The organism is Deltaproteobacteria bacterium, assembly GCA_016875225.1.
GTDB lineage: Bacteria > Myxococcota_A > UBA9160 > SZUA-336 > SZUA-336 > VGRW01.
On the sequence record VGRW01000003.1, the window covers coordinates 47,098 to 66,808 of the forward strand.

The following is a 19,711-nucleotide window of genomic DNA, read 5'->3' on the forward strand; positions in this document are numbered from 1 at the left end:
GTTATTCGTCCGAGCCACTCGAGCCGCCCCCGCCGCGCAGCCGCGAGAGCGCGTCCTGCGAGAAGAGGTCGCCGAGCGTGGCCTTCTGCGTGCCCGTCTGCGCCGCGACGCGCTTGATCGCCGCGCGCTCCTCGCGCTCCAGGATCGCCCGCATCGACAACGCGATCTTCTGCTCCGACGCGTCGACGCGCACGACCAGCGCCTCGACCTCGTCACCGATCTTGCAGACGTCGTTCAGGTTCTGGACGTCGCGCCCGACCTCGGAGGCGTAGACCAGCCCCTCGATGCCCTCGTCGACCTCCACGAACACGCCGAAGTCCGCGATGCTCGTGACCTTGCCCTTGATCCGGCTGCCGACCGGGAACTTCCGCGGCACCTCGTCCCAGGGGTTCGGCTGCAGCTGCTTCAGGCCGAGCGAGAACTTCTCGCTCTCGGTGTCGACCTTCAGCACCACCGCGTCGAGCTCGTCTCCCTTCTTGAACAGCTCCTTGGGGTCGCGGATCTTCTGCGTCCAGGAGATGTCGGAGACGTGGATCAGACCGTCGATCCCCTCCTCGATGCCGACGAAGACACCGAAGTTGGTCACGTTGCGGACCACGCCGTGCACCTTGGTGCCGGCCGGGTAGCGCTCCTCGAGCAGCGACCACGGATTCGGCTCGGTCTGCTTCATGCCGAGCGAGATCTTCCGGTTCTGCGAATCGACCTCGAGCACGAGCACGTCGACCTCGTCGCCGATCGCCACCACCTTCGACGGGTGCTTCACGCGCTTGGTCCAGCTCATCTCGGAGATGTGGATCAGGCCCTCGATGCCCGGCTCGAGCTCCACGAACGCGCCGTAGTCCGCCAGCGACACCACCTTCCCGTGCAGGCGCAGGCCGATCGGGTAGCGGTCGCCGATCGAGATCCACGGATCGGGCTGGGTCTGTTTCAGGCCCAGTGACACGCGCTCGGTCTCGGGATCGAACTTCAGCACGCGCACGCGCACTTGGTCGCCGACCTGGAAGACCTCCGACGGATGCGAGATGCGGCCCCACGACATGTCCGTGATGTGCAGCAACCCGTCGATGCCGCCGAGATCGATGAACGCGCCGTAGTCGGTGATGTTCTTGACGATGCCCTCGACGACCAGACCCTCCTTCAGGATCTCGAGCGTCTTCTGGCGCAGCGACTGTCGCTCGGTCTCGAGCAGCGCGCGGCGCGAGAGCACGATGTTTCCGCGCCGCTTGTTGAACTTGATGATCTTGAACTTCTGGTTCTCGCCGATCATGCGGTCCAGGTTGCGCACCGGGCGCAGATCGACCTGGCTGCCGGGCAGGAACGCCTTCACGCCCTTCAGGCTGACCGACAGGCCGCCCTTCACGCGCCCGTTGATCACGCCCTCGACGACTTCCTGATCGTCGTAGGCTTTCTGCAGGTGATCCCAGACGCGCAGGCGATCGGCCTTCTCCTTGGAGAGCACGATCACGCCGTCGTCGTTCTCGGACTGCTCGACGAGGACTTCGACCTTCTGTCCGACCTCGATCCGTGCAACGCCGTCGTCGTCGGCGAACTCCCAGGTGGCGATCATCCCCTCCGATTTGCATCCGACGTCCACGAGGACGAACTCCGGATCCACGGAAAGAACGGTGCCAGTGACGACCTGGCCCTCCTTCGCGAGCGTCTGGCTGCTTTCGAAGAGGTCCGCGAACGACTCGTCCGCGGGAGCGGTGGGGGTTTGTACTTGGTCTGACATTAGCTGCGTCGAACTCCTATTCGTTCCGTTCCAATCGCTCGCTGATCACCTGGCCGTCTCGCAGCGCTTCCTCGAGTCCCTCTCGATCTCCGCGACTCAATGCGTCCAGCAACCTTCCCAGGTTCTTCGAAAATCGCGCTGCCTCTTCGGCGACGCGGCGGCGATTCATGAGCAAAATCTCGCACCAGAGCTTGGGGTTGGCTCGCGCGATGCGGATGAAATCACGCAGGCCCGGTCCTGCCAACCCCAGTCGATGATCCCGCGGCAGCCCGGCTGCGTAAGCAAATGCGATCAGATGCGGCGCATGCGAGAGAGTGGCCGCGATCGTGTCGTGCTCCTCGGGCGACATCCGAACTGTCGTGGAGCCGAGACACTGCCAGAATTCCTCAATCCGGTCCACTACTTCAGGGGTCTCCCCGCCGGAGAGCGCCAGAATGCAGGGCGCGCCCGCGAAAAGCGAGGCGTCGGCGGCCGCAAAGCCGGTGCGATCGCCGCCCGCCATCGGATGCGCGCCGACGCAGTTCTCGGGCCAGGGAAGGTGCCTTCGCGCCAGCTCCGCCACCGGCCCCTTCACGCTCGCGAGGTCCGTGAGCAGCGTCGTGGGCCGCAGGTGCCGCGCCGCCGCGCGGAGCGTTTCGCCCATGACTTCGAGCGGGACGGCCAGAACCAGCAGATCGGCCCAGGCGGCCGCCTCGGGGAGCGTCACCAGAGGTATGGCGCCCGCGTCGGCCAGCGCCGGATCGACGCCGCGAACCTGCCCCGCCGCCCCTAGCTCGAGCGCCGCGAGCGCAGCGGAGCCGCCCATCAGGCCAAGGCCCACCACGGCCACGCGCTCGAACACGGGCCGGGTCAATTGCGGAGCTCCCGCGCCAGGGTCGCGAGGAAGCGCTCGTTCTCGCGCTCGGTTCCGACCGAGACGCGAAGATGGGTGGTGAGGCCGAAGCCGCCGAGCGGCCGGGTGATCACCCCGCTGCGCAGCAGGCGGTCGTTCAGGGCGTCCGCTCCGGGTCCGACCTCGACGCAGATGAAGTTCGCGTCGCTCGCGGCGAAGCGGAGCCCGAGCGCGCGCAGGCCGGCCTCGAGCTGGGCGAGCCCCGCGTGCGTGACGGCTCGGATCCGATCGAGGTGCTCGCCGTCGGCCAGCGCCGCGCAGGCGGCGACCTGCGCCAGGCTGCTCACGATGAACGGGTGACGCGCGCGCTCCAGGTACGCGATCAGCTCGGGATGCCCCACCGCGTAGCCGACGCGCAGGCCCGCCAGCGCGTAGGCCTTCGAGAAGGTGCGCAGCACCACCAGCGTCGGCCGCTCGCGAAGCGCGGCAATGGCGTCGGGAAAGTCGGAGCGGCGCACGAACTCGACGTACGCCTCGTCGGCGACGAGCACGACCCGCTCCGGCAGCTCCTTCACCAGGCGCGCGAAATCAGCCGCGCCGAGCGACGTGCCAGTCGGGTTGTTGGGATTGGCGAGGAAGACCAGCCGGGTGCGCGGGCCGACGGCCGCGAGCGTGGCGCCGACGTCCGCGCGCAGCTCCGCGTCGAGCGGCACGCGGACGGCGCTCGCGCCCGCGCCCTGCGTCGCGATCGGGTACATCGCGAAGCTCGGCCACGGGAAGACGCACTGGTCGCCCGGCCCCAGGAAGCACTTCGCGAGCAGCTCCAGGATTCCGTCGGAGCCGGCCGCGAGGCAGAGCGAATCTCCGCCGACACCGAGCTTTGTCGCCAGCGCCGCGCGCAGCCGGAAGCAGGAATCGTCGGGGTAGCGGTTCAGCTCCTCGGCGGCCGCGAAGATCGCCTCGATCACGCGGCGCGACGGTCCGAGCGGGCTCTCGTTCGACGCCAGCTTGATCGAGCCCTCGATGCCGAGCTCCCGCTCCAGCTCCTCGACCGGCTTTCCCGGCACGTACGGCGCCAGGTCGCGGACGTGGGGGTTCACGAGATCGCGGATCTTCACGACGTGGCCTCGGCCTGCGGGTAGCTGCCGAGCACCTTCACGAAGTCGCAGCGCGGCCTCAGCGCGGCGATCGCGGAGGCGACCTTCGGGTCCTCGACGTGCCCTTCGAAATCGCAGAAGAACACGTACTCCCAGGCGCGGCCGCGGGTCGGGCGCGATTCGATCCGCGTCAGGTTCACGCCGCTCTGGTAGAAGGGCTCGAGCGCCTTGTACAGCGCGCCGACGACGTCGCGCTTGATCGAGAACAGGATCGAGGTGATGTCGCGCGAGCTCCGCGTCGGCGCGGTCTTGCTGATCACCAGGAAGCGCGTGGTGTTGTCGGCGTGGTCCTCGATGCCGACGCTCACCACGCGCAGGCCGTAGAGCTCGGCGGCGACGGGGCTCGCGATCGCGCCGATCTCGTCGCTGCGCGCCGCGAGCTCCGCGGCCTGCGCGGTCGAGTGCGTGCCCTGCTGCGGCACGTCGGGCAGGTTCAGGTCGAGCCAGGCGCGGCACTGTGCGAGTGCCTGCGGGTGCGAGTACACCGCGCGGATCGCGCGGAGCTCGCCCTGCTTCGAGAGCAGGTCGTGGTGGATCGGCACGTGGATCTCGGCCGCGATCGTGAGCGGCGACTCGACGAAGAGGTCGAGCGTGTGGCTCACCACCCCCTCGTTCGAGTTCTCGATCGGAACGACGCCGAACTCGGCCTGCCCGGACTCGACCATCGCGAAGATCGCGTCCGTGGTCGGGGCGGGACGCAAGTCGGCCATCCGGCCGAACTGCTGGATCGCGGCCTGGTGCGTGTAGGTGGCCGGCGGCCCCAGGTACGCGACGGTGACACCGCGCTGCAGGGCGATCGAGGCCGAGATGATCTCGCGGAAGACCTTCCGGATGGCCGCGGTCGGGAACGGCCCGGGATTCGAGCGCTCGAGCCGCTCGAAGATCTCGAGCTCGCGCGCCGGCACGAACGGAGTCGTGCCCCCCGCCGACTTCAGGCGGCCGACCTCCGAGTTGAGCCGCGCGCGATCGTTCAGCAGCGCGAGGATCCGCGAATCGATCGCGTCGATCGCGTCGCGCAGCGCGGCCAGCGCCTTCTCGTTGGGACTCGGGTCGCTCATCGCAAACCTTCGAGGCAGGGCCCGGTTCGGGCGCGCGCGACTATACCCCACGGCCGCCGCCCGGGGCACGCCCTCGCCTATACTCCGCCGATGGCGGAATCGGGCTCCATCCTGATCGGTCTCACAGGGGGCATCGGCACGGGCAAGTCGCGCGTCGCGGAGCTCCTGCGCGAGCTCGGCGCCGCGGTCGAGTGCTCCGACGCGATCGTGCGCGAGCTGCAGGCGCCGGGGGGCGCGGGTCTGGAAGCGATCGTCGCGACCTTCGGGCGCGAGTATCTGATCGCGGAAGGCCAGCTCGACCGGCCCAAGCTCGGCAAGCTCGTCTTCAACGACCCGGGCGCGCGAATGAAGCTCAATCTTCTGATCCACCCGCTCGTGACCCGCGAGACCCAGGCGCGGATCGAGCTGCACCGCGCGCGCGGCGTGGCGGTCATCGTCGCCGACATCCCCCTGCTTCTCGAGGGCAGGAAGTCCGGCATCGGAAGCGGCGCGGTGCTGCCGTTCGACCGGATCGCGCTCGTCTACGCGACCGAGGAGCAGCAGCTCGCCCGGGTGATGGCGCGAGACGGCCTCTCGCGCGAGGACGCGCTCTCGCGGATCCGCTCGCAGCTCCCGATCGAGGAGAAGCGCGCGCTCGCCGACGTGGTGATCGACAACTCGGGCGCCTGGGAGGCGACGGAGCGGCAGGTCCGCAGCTGCTACGCGGACTGGCTCAAGGCCGCGCGGAGCGGACCGCGCGGCTGAGCTCCGCCACGAACGACCGCGCCGATCGGACCGCCGAATCCCGGTCGGGCGCGGCATCGATCCGAGAGACGAGCGCGCTGCCCACGATCACGCCGTCGGCGAGCCGCGCGACCTGCGCGGCCTGCTCGGGCGTCGAGACGCCGAAGCCGACGCAGACGGGCGTCGTCGTGACGCGGCGGATCCGGGCCACGAGCTGCTCGAGATCCGCCGGCAGCTCGCGCCTGGCTCCGGTCACGCCGGTGACCGAGACGCAGTAGACGAAGCCGCGGCTGGCCGCCGCGATCCGCACCGTTCGTTCGGGCGTGCTCGTCGGCGCGACGAGAAGCACGCGCTGCACGCCGTGCTCGGCGCAGGCGCGCGACAGGGCCGCCGTCTCTTCGAACGGAACATCGGCGACGATCAGGCCGTCCGCGCCCGAAGCGGACGCATCGCGGGCGAGCCGCTCCTCGCCGTAGGCGAGCACGTTGTTCAGATAGCCCATCAGCACCAGCGGCACGTCGCTCACCGTGCGCACGCGTCGAACCAGATCGAGGATCTGCGACAGGCTGGTGCGCCTGGCGAGCGCGCGCTGGGAGGAGACCTGGATCGTCGGCCCCTCGCCGATCGGATCGCTGTGGGGAATGCCGAGCTCGATCACATCGGCGCCCGCGGCCGCGAGCTCCGGGATCAGCTCGGCGGTGGTCGAAAGATCCGGATCGCCGGCCGTCACGAAGACGATCAGCGCCGCGCGCTTCTCGCTCCGCGCCCGCGCCAGCGCCTGGTCGATCCGGTTCATCTCGCGAGCCTCTCACCGAGCAACCGCTTCGCCTCCATCGCGTCACGTCCCGGGGTCCCGGCGCGGCGCAGCCGCGCCACCCCCTTCGCTCGGCTTCGCCTCGCTGCGCGCTTCGCTTGCCGCCTCGTCCGGCTCATCGCGCGAGCCTCTCGCCGAGCAACCGCTTCGCCTCCATCGCATCCTTGTCCCCGCGGCCGGAGAGGTTCAGGACGACGATCGCGCCGCGTTCGAGCCGGGCTGCGCGGCGGCGCAGCTCGGCGATCGCGTGCGCGCTCTCGAAGGCGGGAATGATTCCCTCCATTCGCGAGAGCCAGACGAACGCGTCGAGCGCCTCGGCGTCCGTCACCGGAACGTACTCCGCGCGGCCCGAGTCCTTGAAGAACGAGTGCTCCGGTCCGACTCCCGGATAGTCCAGGCCGGCCGAGATCGAGTGCGCCTCGAAGATCTGACCCTCGTCGTCCTGCAGCACGTACGAGTAGCTGCCGTGCAGCGCGCCGGGAGTTCCGACCGTGAGCGAGGCCCCGTGACGACCCGAGCCGACGCCCTCGCCGCCCGCCTCGACGCCGATCATACGCACCGAAGTGTCGCCGTGGAACGGCGCGAACAGGCCCATCGCGTTGCTGCCGCCACCCACGCAGGCGATCAGGACGTCGGGCAGGCGTCCCTCTTCGGCCAGGATCTGCGCGCGCGCCTCCTCGCCGATCACGGCCTGCAGGTCGCGCACCAGCATCGGGTACGGGTGTGGACCGGCGACCGAGCCGATCAGGTAGTAGGTGCTGCGCACGTTCGTCGCCCAGTCGCGCAGCGCCTCGTTCATCGCGTCCTTGAGCGTGCGGCTTCCCGAGGTCACCGCGTGCACCTTCGCGCCGAGCAGCTCCATGCGGAAGACGTTCAGCGCCTGGCGGCGCGTGTCCTCCTCGCCCATGAAGACCTCGCAGTCGAGGCCGTAGCGGGCGCACGCGGTCGCGGCCGCGACGCCGTGCTGGCCCGCGCCCGTTTCCGCGATCACGCGCCGCTTGCCCATCCGCTTCGCGATCAGCGCCTGGCCGACCGCGTTGTTGATCTTGTGCGCTCCGGTGTGGGCGAGGTCCTCGCGCTTGAGCCAGACGCGCACGCCGAGCTCCTGGCTCGCGCGCGCGGCGAAGTACAGCGGCGTCGGCCGGCCGATGTAGGCGCGTCGCTCCTCCGCGAGCTCGTTCCAGAACGCGGGGTCGCGCCGCAACGCCTCCCAGGTCGCGGCCAGCTCCTCGACCGCGGGCACCAGCGTCTCCGGCACGTAGCGGCCGCCGAAGCGTCCGAAGTAGCCGCGCAGATCCGGGCGCTCGCGCGCGGGCGTCGCAGCGCGCACGGCCGCGACGAACGCGCGCATTCGCGCGGGATCCTTGCGGCCCGGGGCCGACTCGAGCGCCGACGATGCGTCGACACCGTACGGTGACGCGAGCTTCACCGCATCGGCCACGTTCTCCGGGCCCAGCCCTCCGGCGATCCAGACCCGCCGGCCGGCTTCGACCAGCGGGAGCGCGAGCGCGAAGTTCCAGCCGCTCCCCGAGCCGCCGCCCGACGGCGAGTCGAGCAGGATGTCGGCCTCGGGGTAGCGCGCGGCCGTGTCGAGTGCGCGCGAATCCGCCGGGATCACCTTCAGGACCGGGAACGGCAGCGACGCCGCGTACTCCGGCGATTCGCTGCCGTGCAGCTGCACGACGTCGACACCCGCTTCGCGCGCGATCCGCTCCACCTCGTCCCGCGGCGCGTCGCGGAAGACCGCGATCCGGACCGCGCGTCCGGCGAGCGCGGCCGAGATCGCGCGGCCGTTCGCCACGTCGATCGCGCGCGGCGTGCCGGGCACGAAGTTGAGACCGACCGCATCCGCTCCGGCCGCCAGGGCAAGCTCGGCGTCGTCGAGACTCGTCAGCCCGCAGATCTTCACCAGCGTCACGTCACACCCCGCAGCCGGCGCAGGGCCGCGCCGGGATCCGGATCGCGCATCAGCGCCTCTCCGACCAGAAACGCCTGCACGCCCTCGGCGTCGAGCGCACGGATCACCTCGCGCGAGTCGAGGCCGCTCTCGCTGATCACGGTGCGGCCGTGCGCGCGCGGCAGCAGCTCGCGCGTCCGCGCGACGTCGGTCTTGAACGTCGCGAGATCGCGGTTGTTGATGCCGATCAGCGCCGCGTCGAGCAGGAGCGCGCGTTCGAGCTCGGCCTCGCTGTGCACCTCGACCAGCGCGTCCAGGCCCACCTCGCGCGCGCACGCCAGCAGCTCGCCGAGCTCGCGATCCGAGAGCGCGGCCACGATCAGCAGCACCGCGTCCGCGCCCGCGGCCCTCGCCTCGAGGATCTGGATCGCGTCGATCGTGAAGTCCTTGCGCAGCACCGGAAGCGCACAGACGGCGCGCGCCCGGCGCAGATCGTCGAGGCAGCCGCGGAAGAACTCGCGATCGGTGAGCACGGAGAGCGCCGCCGCGCCCGCGGCCGCGTAGGCCCGCGCGATCTCGGCGGCGTCGGCGCCCGCGCGGATCTCGCCCTTCGACGGCGAGGCGCGCTTGAACTCTGCGATCACCCGCGGCCGCGCGCCGACGCTCAGCGCACGCGCGAAGCCCCGCGCGGGCCCGGCATCGCGCGCCCGCGCGAGGAGGGCGCTCTCTCCGGTCGACCGCCGCAGCTCGGCGACCTCGCTGCGTTTGCGCGCGAGGATGGTCTCGAGCACGCTCATCGCGAAGCACCGCGCGTGAACGCCACGAAGCGCTCCAGAAGCTCGCTCGCCCGGCCGCTGTCGAGCGCCTGCTCCGAGATCGCGATGCCCGCGCGCAGGTCGGGCGCCCGCCCCGCGACGCAGAGGGCCGCCGCGGAGTTCAGCAGAACCGCATCGCGCCTCGGGCCCTTTTCGCCGCCGAGAACCGCCCGCGCGATGCGCGCGTTCTCGGCGGCGTCGCCACCGACGATCTGCTCGCGCGGCGATGCCGGGACCAGATCGCCGTGGCCGACGATGAAATGCTCGGCCCGGCCGTCCGCGTACGCGGCGACGCGCGTCGGTGCCGAGATCGAGAGCTCGTCGAGCCCGTCCTGCCCGTGAACCACCCACGCGCGCTCGACGCCGAGCTCGATCAGCGCGGCGAGCGTGGGCTCGACCAGCGCAGCGGTCGCGACGCCGACCAGCTGCCGGCGCACGCGCATCGGATTGGTGAGCGGACCCAGACGGTTGAAGATCGTGCGCACGCCGAGCTTCGCGCGGACCGGCGCCACCCGCGCCATCGCTGGATGGCAGACGCGCGCATACAGGAAGCCGAAGCCGATCTCGCCGACCGCGCGAGCCATCGCCTGCGGCGGAATCTCGATCGCGACCCCGAGCGCTTCGAGCAGCTCGGCGCTGCCGCAGCGGCTCGAGGCCGCGCGGTTGCCGTGCTTCGCCACCGGCACGCCCGCCCCCGCGACGACGATGGCGGAGACCGTGGAGATGTTGAAGGTGTTCGCGCCGTCGCCGCCGGTTCCACACGTGTCGATCGCGCCCGCGGGCGCCTCGGGCAACGGCAGCGCCAGCTCGCGCATCGCCTCGGCCGCGCCGACGATCTCGTCGAGCGTCTCGCCGCGCGTGCGAAATGCGGCGAGGAGCGCGGCGATCTGAACCTCGTCGAGGGCGCCGCTCATGATCTCGCGCACGAGCACGCGCATCTCCGCGCGCGAGAACACCGCGCCGGAGAGGGCTCGCTCGAGCGCCGCGGACATCAGGCCGCCCTCCCTCGGCCCGAATCGCGCGCGATCCGCAGGAAGTTCGCGAGCAGATCCTTTCCGTGCACGGTCAGGATCGACTCGGGGTGGAACTGCACGCCGAAGACCGCATGGCGCGCGTGGCGCAGGCCCATGATCTCGCCGTCGTCGGTCTGCGCGGTCACGAGCAGGGTGTCCGGCAGCCCCTCGCGCGCGACCGCGAGCGAGTGGTAGCGCGTGGCTTCGAACGGGGCGGGAAGTCCCGCGAAGAGGTTCTCGCCGTCGTGGTGGATCCACGAGGTCTTGCCGTGCATGAGCTGCTTGGCGTGGACCACGCGTCCGCCGAAGGCCTGTCCGATCGACTGGTGGCCTAGGCAGACTCCGAGGATCGGGATCCGCCCGGACCAGCGCAGGATCGCCGGAACGCTGATGCCTGCCTCGTTCGGCGTGCAGGGCCCGGGCGAGACCACGATCGCGTCGATTCCGCGCCGGCCGATCTCCTCGACGTCGATCGCGTCGTTTCGCACCACGTCGGAGCCGGCGCCGAGCTCGCCGAGATACTGCACCAGGTTGTAAGTGAACGAGTCGTAGTTGTCGATCACGAGCAGCTTCATGTCGACGTCCCCGCGAGCCAGATCGCGCGCAGCAGAGCGCCCGCCTTGTGCAGCGTCTCCTGGAACTCCTTCTCTGGATCCGAGTCCGCGACGACTCCCCCGCCCGCCTGGACGAAGAGCTTTCCGTCCTTCACGAGCAGCGTGCGCAGCGCGATGCAGGTGTCCATGTTCCCGTAGTAGTCGAAGTAGCCGACGCAGCCCCCGTACAAGCCGCGCCGCTCCGGCTCGACCTCTTCGATCACCTCCATCGCGCGCACCTTCGGCGCGCCGCTCACCGTTCCCGCCGGGAACGTCGCGCGCAGCAGGTCGACCGCGTCCTTGTCCGCGCGCAGCCGCCCGCGCACGTTCGAGACGATGTGCATCACGTGCGAGTAGCGCTCGATCACCTCGAACTCGTCGACGAGCACCGAGCCGATCTCCGCCACGCGTCCAACGTCGTTGCGGCCCAGGTCGACGAGCATCACGTGCTCCGCGAGCTCCTTCGGATCGGCGAGCAGCCGCTTCTCGATCTCCTTGTCCTCTTCCGGCGTCGCGCCGCGCGGGGCGGTGCCCGCGAGCGGCCGCAGCTCGATGCGCCCGTCGGTGAGCCGGACGTGGATCTCGGGAGAGGAGCCGAGCACGACGTGATCGCCGCAGCGCATGAAGAACAGATACGGCGAGGGGTTGAGCACGCGGAGCTGGCGGTAGATCAGGAACGGCTCGCAGCGCTTCGGCAGCGTGATCCGCTGGGACGGCACGACCTGGAAGATGTCTCCGGCGTGGATGTACTCCTTGCAGTGCTCGACCATCTCGACGAAGCGCTCGCGCGTGACGTTCGAGACCGGCTCGAGCGCGGCGGGCTCGGCCGCGGCCTCCGGAGGGCGAGGTGTCGGTCGGGACAGCCTCCGCTCGACCTGGTCGAGCGCGCGCAGGCCGCGCTGGTACGCCGCGTCAGGCGACTCGCCCGCGCGGATCTCGAGGTCGTGGATGATCGACAGCCGCTGTCGCGTCCGGTCGTGCACGAGCACGGTCTCCGGGAAGACGAAGTAGCAGTCGGGAACGCCGAGCGTGTCCGGGGCCCGCTCCGGCAGCCGCTCGACGTACCGAACCCAGTCGTACGCGACGTAGCCGACCGCCCCACCCGCGAAACGCGGCAGGTCGTCGAGCCGGGTGGGCGCGAGCTCCGCGAGCAGTCGGCGCAGGTGATCGAGCGGATCGTCGCTGCGGTCCGCGGCCAGCTCGTGCTCGCGCAGCTCGTCTCCGCGCCGGATCTCGACGCGCCCCGCGTGGGCGCGGAAGATCGCCCGCGCACCGATCCCGATGAAGCTGTAGCGACCCCAGTGCTCCCCGCCCTCGTTCGACTCGAACAGGAAGGAGAAGCGGCCGTCGTCGACCTTCAGGAAGATCGCGAGGGCCGTGTCGAGGTCGGCTAGGACCTCTCGGACGAGCGGGACGGCCGATCCGCTGCGCGCGAGCGTGCGGAATGTCTCGAGGTCCGGCCGTACCATGGCGCCACCGCCTTCATCGCGCGGCACTTTCTCACAGGCCCTCGGGAGCGTCAACCTCTGGCGGCCCGGCGCTCATCGGTACAGGCCCCCATACCGACCGCGCTGTCCGCTCGTGGGGCGGGTCCGCTCACCGAGGCCGGTGATTCGCACCAGCATCGTGAAGCGAGTGTCGTCCGGGCGCGCCTGCTTTTCGAGCTCGGTCACGAGATCCCAGCACTTGCAGCCCGAGATCAGCACCACGCCGACGCGCCCACCGTCCGTACCGGAGCTGCCGATCGAGGTGAAGCCGTCGGCGTAGAGCTCGAGCCGGCTCGTCGCCACGATGTAGGCGGAGAGGTTGAGCTGGTTCACCTTCTCGTCGGGGTCGTCGCCCTCGTCGAAGATCTGACCTCGGCCGAGAAAGTCCTCGAAGATCGTGCTCGGGTCGCGGTTGAAGCGATAGCCGAGGAGCAGCTGGTTTCCCGCCTCGGTCTCCCAGCCCGCCGTGGCCGAGACGTCGCGCATCTCGTGCTGTTCCGGGTCCCAGCCCGCGTCGAGTCCGATCAGGAACTCGCGCGATGGCCGGAATTCCGTGAGCGCGAAGATCCGCGTGAAGGCTTGCGCCTCGTAGTCGTAGCCGGAGCCGACGCGGAGCTCGCCGTAGAGCCGGGCGGGAAGAGCGTCGTCCGGCGACGGACCGTAGAGGCGATTCGAGAGCTGGACCTGGAGCAAGCGCGCGTCGGCCACTCGATCGCTGGGGTTGCGGGTGACCAGACGGATGTCGGCATCGATCAGGCGCGGATCGGCGCGCTGCGCCTCGGGGATGAAGAGCGGGTTGTCCTCCTGGTCCGGCGCGAAGACGCCGGCGAACGCCACGCGCGGCTCCACGATGTGCTGCAGGGGAACCGTCGCCACCGCGAATTCGCGTCCGAAGCGCGCGCGCAGATCGCCGCGCGCGGTGTAGAGCGTTCGGCTGTCGTTGTCGCCCAGGCTCGGGAAGTACAACGTCTCGCGCAGCCCGCCCTCGGTCAGCAGCTCGAACACCCCGAGCTGCAGCGGCAGCGCGAGCGTGGGGTACATGTCGATGCGCTGGCCGTGCGCGGCGAGCAGCTCTCCCTCCTGGAACACGCCGTCGCCCTCGGTCCGCGTCTTGGCGTCGGGGTTGGAGGCGTCGTCCCGATCGTTGTCGACGAGATCGACGGCCCCGCTCGCACCGGGCTCCGCTCCCGTGAAGCGGCCGTCCTCGCCGGTGTCGAAGAACTGCCCGTTCACCGGCCCGATCTGGCCCGGAACTCCGCCCACGACTCCGAAGAGCGTGCCGTCTGCCGAGCTCTGCACGAAGTTGGTGAAGCGCGTGTCGAGCCCGGTTCGGAACGGCAATCCGAAGAACGCGCGCGGCAGCGATCCTGCGCGCAGGTCGGGGAGCATCTGCAGGAAGTACCCGTCGCGGTCCAGGTCGTTGGGGTTTTGCAGATCGTCGCTCATCGAAGCGACGACGTCGCCGTAGAGCCCGAGGCCCGAAGCCGTGATCCAGCCCGCGCTGTCGAGCTGGCGCTGGTGCTCGACATCGCTGCCGAGATCCCTGAAATCCACCGCGTACTCGTTGTCGCTGACCCGATTCACGTCCAGGCCCAGCCGGACGCCTTCCGCGAGCGGCTGGTCGTGCCGCAGCCAGTAAGCCCAGCGGTCGTCGCTGAAGTAGAGATCCTCGTCGCCATCGACCTTGCGATCGCCGGGCAGGATCGAGCCTCCGCCGCGCCCCTGCCCGTCCTCTCCGATCAGGTACTCGAGGTTCGACGTCGGCTTCCAGCCGCGCCGGCTGATCCACTGCGGCTCGAGCGTGAGATTGACGCTCTCGCTCACCGCCCAGAAGAAGGGCAAGCCGAGCTCGGTGCCGTTCCGGCTCGACTGCGCGAAGCTCGGCATCAGAAACCCGGTCTGCCGCTCCGTCTTCACCGGAAACACGAGCCATGGCACGTAGAGGACCGGAACGTCGAACATCTTGAACCAGAGATGCCGGCCGACCGCGTAGCCGCCGAGCTCGAGATCCGCGTCTGCGACCTCGATCTCCCACGGACGGCGCGTCGCATCGGGGGGGCAGCGACAGGTGCTGAAGCTGCCCTTCTCGATCTCGAAGGTGTCCACGCCGGTGCGCTTGATCGTCTCGCCGCGAACGGCGAACCCCGGCGTCGGGTTGTCCAGCGACCCGCGCACCGCGATCGCGACGCTCGAGTCGAGATCGACCGCGGCGAACTCGGCGAGCACCGTGTTCTGCTCGTCGACGACGCGCACTTCGCCGGTCGCCACGCCGGTTCGGGTCGCGCCGCTGAAGATGATCCAGTCCGTCGTGAGCACGCGCCCGCCGACCTTTTGGATCCGCACGTTCCCGGTCGCCTCGTAGAGGTCGCGCTCGCTGTCGTAGGTGACCTCGTCGGCGACGAGCGAGAACTCGGGCCCCGGGTCCGGCGCGGCCGCCGCGGGCGGCGGCGGCGCGGTCGGCTCGATTTCCTGCGCGCGGGCCTCGTGCAGCGCCGCGGTGAAGACCGCACACGCGGCGAGGAACACTCGGAGGCGGCGCATCGCGCGTTTCTAACCCGCGATGCCGGCGGAAGCAAGCTGGGCTAGCCGCTCCGCTGCGAAACGAGCGCGAGCTCGTCCGGCTCGAGCACGGTGAGCTGGTCGTCGACCAGACCGACGAGCCGGCGGTCGAGCAGCTCCTGCAGGCACAGGTACGCCGGCTTGATCGGCAGCTTCGCGGCGACCGCGAGATCCATGAGCTTGCCCTTCACCGGCGTGGGAACCTCGCCGGGAATCCGCCGCTCGAGAATCGCGCGAGCGAGCGTGGCGAGCGCGCGCGGATCCTGACTCGCGGACTCGCGCGGGGGCTCGGGCTCGAGCGGGACGACTTCGGCCACGGCCTCCTCGCGCGCGTGGCCGATCCGCTCCGCGAGGACCTGGATCAGGCGGAACGCGAACTCCGTGTTCTCGCGGATCAGGGCGTTGAGCAGCGCGACGTCGATCTCGAGGACGCACGTGTCCCCCTCCGCCTGCGCCCGGAACGGCGAAGGCCGCGCGAGAATCGACGATGCCTCGCCGAAGATGTCGCCGGGGCCCAGCAGGTACGGAGCCTGGCCCTCGTTCACGTGGATCAGGACGTTGCCGCGGCGGACGACGTAGAGCATGCGCTCCGTCGAGCCGCGCTCGACGATCGTCTCGCCCTTGGCAAAGCGCCTTTCGATCTCTTCGGGTTTCATGGGCGCGAGTCCCCGCCTCCGGCCATCCCGAGAGATCGACGGCCGCGCAGGAGCGCTTGAGCTAGCGGGGGAAGTGGCGCTCGATCAGGGCGCGAAGCTCCGCGCGGTCGTGAAAGCCGGCCTCGAGCCGCTCGCGGACGGTTCCATCGGGCCCGAGCAGGACGTGAAACGGAAATGCGTCGGCCCCGTAGGCGCTGGCGAGATCGGTCGAGGCCTGCGCCACCGGATAGGCGATCTCGTGCTCGGCCACCCAGCGCGCGAGCTCCTCGTCCGGGAGTCCGTCGATCGAGATGGCGAGGATGCGCACGTCTGGCGCGAGCTCGGCCTGCAGCGCGTTCAGCTCCGGGATCTCGAGCAGACACGGCGCGCACCAGGTGGCCCAGAAATCGAGGAGCACGGCGTGACCGCGAAGCGAATCGAGCGATACACGACCGCCGCCGACCAGCGGAAGGTCGAAGGGCACGGCGGGCTCGGCCGCGGGAGTCGAGGCCTCGCGGCAGCCGAGCGCGAGAGACAGGAGCGCCAGGCCGAGCGCGACGCGCCTCAACTGCGGAGCCGGCTCACTGCCACTCCGTGGAATCGTCGGCCGCGGGCGGCTCGTCGAGCGCGGAGTCGCGACCCGTGAAGATCAGCGGCTCGGCGAAGGCCAGGTTCTCGGGCGTGACGACGTAGTCGCCCCGCACCGACGCGACGATGATCTCGCGCGCGACGTCCGTGCGGCCACCGGTGAGCACCCAGGCGAGGCCGCTCGTGATCCCGCCGAGCGTCGCGTAGACGATCTTCACCGGTCCGTAGACCAGCGAGCAGATCGCAGCGCCCACGCCGAGGCCGTAGTGCGCGGCGAGATTCCGCTCGCGTTTCTCCTCTGCGTGGGCCGAGGTGGCGAGCGAGAGTGCGATGACCAGCGCCAGTGACGCGAGACTCCGGACGGAAACGCTCTTCATGGCCGCGAAGATTCCTAAAAAACCCCCGCCGTGTCGAGGATCAGCGTCACCGGACCGTCATTCACCAGCTCGACTTCCATCTCGGCGCGAAAGACCCCGGTGACGACGGTCACACCGAGTGACCGCGCGTGTGCGACCACCCGCTCGATCAGCGGCTCGGCGTGCTCGGGCCTCGCCGCAGCGTCGAAGCTCGGGCGCCGGCCTCTTCGCGCGTCGGCCAGAAGCGTGAACTGCGACACGACGGCGAGCGAGCCGCCGGTCTCCAGAAGCGATCGGTTCATCGCTCCGGCCGCGTCCGGGAAGACGCGCAGGTGCGCCAGCTTCTCCGCGAGCGCGCGCGCGTCGCGCTCTGCGTCGTCGCGCGCGACACCGACGAGCGCCAGCAGACCGAGATCGATCTGCGCCACGACCTCCCCGCCCACGCGTACGCGGGCGCCGCGGACGCGCTGCGCCACCGCCCTCACGGAGCGTTCTGGCTGGCGAACTGCCCCCGGTAGATCGCCTCGCCCTCGCAGCGCTGCAGCACGATCTGGCAGATCCGGATGCCCGGGTGGATCCGGAGCGCACGCCCCGAGACGTTGCTCATCTCGAGGACCTGGTGGTTGGAGACGCCGGGCTGAACGAAGCCCGACGTGACGTGGACCGTGAGCCCCAGGCGCGCGATCCGGCTGCGCCCCTCGAGCCAGCCGCAGATGTCCGGCGGCAGGAAGATGCGCTCGCGCGTGATCCCGTGAACCGTCTGGCCGGGCGCGAGCAGATACGGCTCGTCGAACGCGATCAGGCGGGTCGCGAGGTCGGCAACGGCGTCGTCGGTCACCTCGATCGGCGTGTTCCCGTTCTCGATCGGCACGCGCAGGCCGGTGCCGAGGTGCAGATCGATCGATGCGGCGCCGACCTGGTCCACGGCGAACGGCTCGAGGCGAAGCCTGCCGATCTCGATCTCTCGCAGAATCGCGTCGCGGGTCAGAACGCTCATCGGGTCTTCCGGATCAGGCTCGCGGCCCGACGCCGCTTGTCAACGACGCCTTCATGTTCGTAGCGTAGCGGCATGCACCCTTACTTCGACATCCCGCGCCCGCATCTTTTCGGCCACCGCGGCGCGAGCGCCGAGGCGCCCGAGAACACGCTCCCCGCGTTCACGCGCGCGCTCGAACGGGGCGTCCCGTACCTGGAGCTCGATTGCCACGCCACCCGCGACGGCGAGATCGTGATCCTCCACGACGCGGAGCTCGAGCGGACGACGGATGGCGAGGGTCCGGTCTCGGCGCTCTCGTTCGCGGAGCTCGAGCGCCTCGATGCCGGCTACCGCTTCAGCCCCGACGGCCGCAGTTTCCCGTTCCGCGGCTGCGGCGTGCGGGTGCCGCGCTTTTCCGAAGTGCTTGCAGCCTTCTCGGGCGTACATCTGAACCTCGAGGTGAAGCAGGCGGAGCCGCCGATCGCCGAGCAGGTCGTGCGGATGGTGCGGGGTGCGAACGCGGCTTCGCGCGTGCTCCTCGCGGCCGCCGAGGAGCCGATCCTCGCCACCATCGCCGCGCTCGATCCGGGCACCGCGCTCGGCTCCTCGACCGCGGACGTGATCGAGTTCGTGAAGGCGGCCGCCGAGGGGCGCCTCTCGACCTTCGCGCCGCGCGGCCACGCGCTGCAGATTCCGCCCGATGCGTTCGGCCGACCGCTCGTGACGCGCGAGCTCGTGCAGGCCGCGCACGCGCTCGGGCTCTTCGTCCACGTCTGGACCGTGAACGAGGCCGACGAGATGCGGCGCCTGCTCGCGCTCGGCGTGGACGGACTGATGTCGGACGATCCGGGCCTGCTGGTCAGGACCGCGCGCGGCTGAGTCGCGCGCGCGCCCAGCGAGCCGCGTCGGCGACGGCCGGATCTTCCGCGTCGAGAAAGCGGTCCACGAGCTCGAGCAACCCCGGCTCACCGGAATTTCCGGCCGCGATCAGCGCATTGCGGCGAAGCCTGGTCGGCCCGGCGCGGCGCAGTGCGGAGCGGCGCAGCCTGGCTCGCAGTCCCTCGTCGTCGAGCGCGAGAAGCTCGCGGAGCGCCGGCGCGAGCCATTCGCCGCGCGGCGCGAAGAACGGCTCGCCCGACAGCGGGCGACCGTGCCGCTGGTTCCAGGGGCAGACCTCCTGGCAGCGATCGCAGCCGAAGACGTGCGGGCCGATGCCCTCGCGAAGCTCCTCGGAGATCGCGCCGTGCTTCTCGATCGTCAGGTACGAGATGCAGCGCCGCGCGTCGACCATTCCCGGCTCGGGGAATGCCGAGGTCGGGCAGGCGTCGAGACAGCTCCGGCAGCTGCCGCAGTGATCGACGACCGGCTCGTCGGGCGCGATCTCGAGGTCGGTCAGGATCACGCCGAGGAAGAGATAGGAGCCGAGCTCCGGATCGATCACGCAGGCGTTCTTCCCGACCCAGCCGATTCCCGCTCGCGCGGCGATCGCTCGCTCCGGCAGCGGCCCCGTGTCGACGTAGCGGCGGAACGCGGCTCCGGCGAACTCGGCGCGCAGCTCGCGCGCGAGCGCGTCGAGCCGCGCGCCCAGCACGCCGTGGTAGTCGTCTCCCCAGGCGTAGCGCGAGACCCAGCCCCACCCCGATTCGCGCGACGAGCGGGAGTCGGGGGTGTCGGTGTCGTAGGCCAGCGCCGCCACGATCGCGGAGCGCGCGCCGGGAAAGACGCGCTCGAGATCCTCGCGCTCCTCGATGCGCTGTGCGATGTAGCCCATCTCGCCGGCGTAGCCGCGCTCGACCCAGGCGCGCGTGCGCGCGAGCTCGGGCCATTTCTCGATCCGCGCGACACCGATCCGGGTCAGCTCGTGTCGGCGCGCGGCCTGCGCGAGCCAGGCGCGCGCCTGCCGCGGCGAGAGGGCGACGGCTTCCATCGGGCCGCACTGTAGCCGCTCGCGAAGCGGACCGGGCTCTGCGATCGTGCCGGCCATGCGCCGCACTCCCATCGCGACCCGGGACGATCTGCACGTCGTGCTCGTGCACCCCGAGATTCCCTGGAACACCGGCAGCGTCGGGCGGACCTGCCTCGCCGCCGGCGCGCAGCTGCACCTGATCGAGCCGCTGGGGTTCTCGCTCTCGGAACGCGCGGTGCGCCGTTCCGGGCTCGACTACTGGGTGCGAGTGGCGCCGCGGATCTGGCCCGACTGGGCCAGCTTCGAGCCCGCGCTGCCCGCGCTCGGCGAGCCGGTCTTCTTCAGCGCGGACGCGGAGCGCTGCTTCTGGGACGTCGACTGCGGGCCGCGCACCGTGCTGATCTTCGGCGGCGAGAGCTCTGGATTTCCCGCCGCGATCCGAGAGCGCTACCGCGAGCGGCTGGTCGGCGTGCCGATGGCGGATCCCGAGCTCCGCTCGCTCAACCTCTCCAACACCGCGGCGATCGCCCTCTACGAGGTCCTGCGCCGCCGCGCTCGCCTCTGATCGGC

Annotated in this window: 20 protein-coding genes; 3 read left to right on the forward strand and 17 right to left on the reverse strand. The window is 70.6% G+C overall.

Annotated features, from left to right (window positions below; translation table 11 throughout):
- Position 1: 1 nt before the first annotated feature.
- The 4 genes from FJ108_01470 to pheA are packed head-to-tail and all read right to left on the reverse strand — an operon-like array spanning position 2 to position 4,779.
- Positions 2–1,732, reverse strand: a complete 1,731-nt coding sequence (locus FJ108_01470) for a 30S ribosomal protein S1 (protein ID MBM4334570.1) — start codon at positions 1,730–1,732, stop codon at positions 2–4.
- A gap of 16 nt (positions 1,733–1,748) precedes the next feature.
- Positions 1,749–2,585, reverse strand: coding sequence for a prephenate dehydrogenase (locus FJ108_01475; protein ID MBM4334571.1), 837 nt, complete (start codon positions 2,583–2,585; stop codon positions 1,749–1,751).
- On the reverse strand, positions 2,582–3,682 hold the full coding sequence (locus FJ108_01480) for a histidinol-phosphate transaminase (GenBank protein ID MBM4334572.1): 1,101 nt from the start codon (positions 3,680–3,682) through the stop codon (positions 2,582–2,584). The genes FJ108_01475 and FJ108_01480 overlap by 4 nt, the downstream gene beginning before the upstream one ends.
- Complete coding sequence (gene pheA / locus FJ108_01485) at positions 3,679–4,779, reverse strand: prephenate dehydratase (protein ID MBM4334573.1); 1,101 nt, start codon at positions 4,777–4,779, stop codon at positions 3,679–3,681. Before pheA ends, FJ108_01480 begins: the two co-directional genes overlap by 4 nt.
- A 90-nt stretch (positions 4,780–4,869) precedes the next feature.
- On the opposite strand from pheA, the gene FJ108_01490 reads away from it, so the two are divergent.
- The gene (locus tag FJ108_01490; GenBank protein MBM4334574.1) at positions 4,870–5,523 is read left to right on the forward strand and encodes a dephospho-CoA kinase; all 654 of its coding nucleotides are present in this window, start codon (positions 4,870–4,872) and stop codon (positions 5,521–5,523) included.
- Here FJ108_01490 and FJ108_01495 read toward each other — a convergent pair.
- From FJ108_01495 to dcd, 12 genes are all read right to left on the reverse strand, one after another.
- Positions 5,492–6,298, reverse strand: a complete 807-nt coding sequence (locus FJ108_01495; GenBank protein MBM4334575.1) for a tryptophan synthase subunit alpha — start codon at positions 6,296–6,298, stop codon at positions 5,492–5,494. The two genes, FJ108_01490 and FJ108_01495, sit on opposite strands and share 32 nt — an antisense overlap.
- Before the next feature lie 133 nt (positions 6,299–6,431).
- A complete protein-coding gene (gene trpB / locus FJ108_01500; GenBank protein ID MBM4334576.1) occupies positions 6,432–8,234 on the reverse strand; it encodes a tryptophan synthase subunit beta in 1,803 nt (600 codons plus the stop codon).
- Entirely contained in the window at positions 8,231–9,010 is a 780-nt protein-coding gene (gene trpC, locus FJ108_01505) for an indole-3-glycerol phosphate synthase TrpC (protein MBM4334577.1), read from the reverse strand. Before trpC ends, trpB begins: the two co-directional genes overlap by 4 nt.
- Positions 9,007–10,020, reverse strand: a complete 1,014-nt coding sequence (gene trpD, locus FJ108_01510) for an anthranilate phosphoribosyltransferase (protein ID MBM4334578.1) — start codon at positions 10,018–10,020, stop codon at positions 9,007–9,009. Before trpD ends, trpC begins: the two co-directional genes overlap by 4 nt.
- A complete protein-coding gene (locus FJ108_01515) occupies positions 10,020–10,616 on the reverse strand; it encodes an aminodeoxychorismate/anthranilate synthase component II (protein ID MBM4334579.1) in 597 nt (198 codons plus the stop codon). The genes trpD and FJ108_01515 overlap by 1 nt, the downstream gene beginning before the upstream one ends.
- The gene (gene trpE, locus FJ108_01520; GenBank protein ID MBM4334580.1) at positions 10,613–12,103 is read right to left on the reverse strand and encodes an anthranilate synthase component I; all 1,491 of its coding nucleotides are present in this window, start codon (positions 12,101–12,103) and stop codon (positions 10,613–10,615) included. Before trpE ends, FJ108_01515 begins: the two co-directional genes overlap by 4 nt.
- 72 nt (positions 12,104–12,175) lie before the next feature.
- Complete coding sequence (locus tag FJ108_01525) at positions 12,176–14,662, reverse strand: LPS-assembly protein LptD (GenBank protein ID MBM4334581.1); 2,487 nt, start codon at positions 14,660–14,662, stop codon at positions 12,176–12,178.
- Between the two features lie 41 nt (positions 14,663–14,703).
- Positions 14,704–15,336, reverse strand: a complete 633-nt coding sequence (locus tag FJ108_01530) for a cyclic nucleotide-binding domain-containing protein (GenBank protein MBM4334582.1) — start codon at positions 15,334–15,336, stop codon at positions 14,704–14,706.
- A gap of 61 nt (positions 15,337–15,397) precedes the next feature.
- A complete protein-coding gene (locus tag FJ108_01535) occupies positions 15,398–15,916 on the reverse strand; it encodes a TlpA family protein disulfide reductase (protein ID MBM4334583.1) in 519 nt (172 codons plus the stop codon).
- Positions 15,897–16,280 carry a hypothetical protein gene (locus tag FJ108_01540; protein ID MBM4334584.1) on the reverse strand — a complete coding sequence of 128 codons (384 nt, stop codon included), beginning with the start codon at positions 16,278–16,280 and terminating at the stop codon, positions 15,897–15,899. The genes FJ108_01535 and FJ108_01540 overlap by 20 nt, the downstream gene beginning before the upstream one ends.
- Before the next feature lie 14 nt (positions 16,281–16,294).
- Positions 16,295–16,744 (reverse strand): D-tyrosyl-tRNA(Tyr) deacylase, encoded by a 450-nt coding sequence (locus tag FJ108_01545; GenBank protein ID MBM4334585.1) that lies wholly within the window; start codon positions 16,742–16,744, stop codon positions 16,295–16,297.
- Entirely contained in the window at positions 16,741–17,256 is a 516-nt protein-coding gene (gene dcd / locus FJ108_01550; GenBank protein MBM4334586.1) for a dCTP deaminase, read from the reverse strand. Before dcd ends, FJ108_01545 begins: the two co-directional genes overlap by 4 nt.
- Positions 17,257–17,328: 72 nt before the next feature.
- Between dcd and FJ108_01555 the strand changes: the two genes are divergently transcribed.
- Entirely contained in the window at positions 17,329–18,114 is a 786-nt protein-coding gene (locus FJ108_01555; protein MBM4334587.1) for a glycerophosphodiester phosphodiesterase, read from the forward strand.
- Here the strand turns inward: FJ108_01555 and queG are convergent.
- Positions 18,095–19,234 (reverse strand): tRNA epoxyqueuosine(34) reductase QueG, encoded by a 1,140-nt coding sequence (gene queG / locus FJ108_01560; GenBank protein ID MBM4334588.1) that lies wholly within the window; start codon positions 19,232–19,234, stop codon positions 18,095–18,097. The two genes, FJ108_01555 and queG, sit on opposite strands and share 20 nt — an antisense overlap.
- Between queG and FJ108_01565 the strand changes: the two genes are divergently transcribed.
- Positions 19,218–19,706 carry a tRNA (cytidine(34)-2'-O)-methyltransferase gene (locus FJ108_01565; protein ID MBM4334589.1) on the forward strand — a complete coding sequence of 163 codons (489 nt, stop codon included), beginning with the start codon at positions 19,218–19,220 and terminating at the stop codon, positions 19,704–19,706. The genes queG and FJ108_01565 overlap by 17 nt on opposite strands.
- Positions 19,707–19,711: the final 5 nt, after the last annotated feature.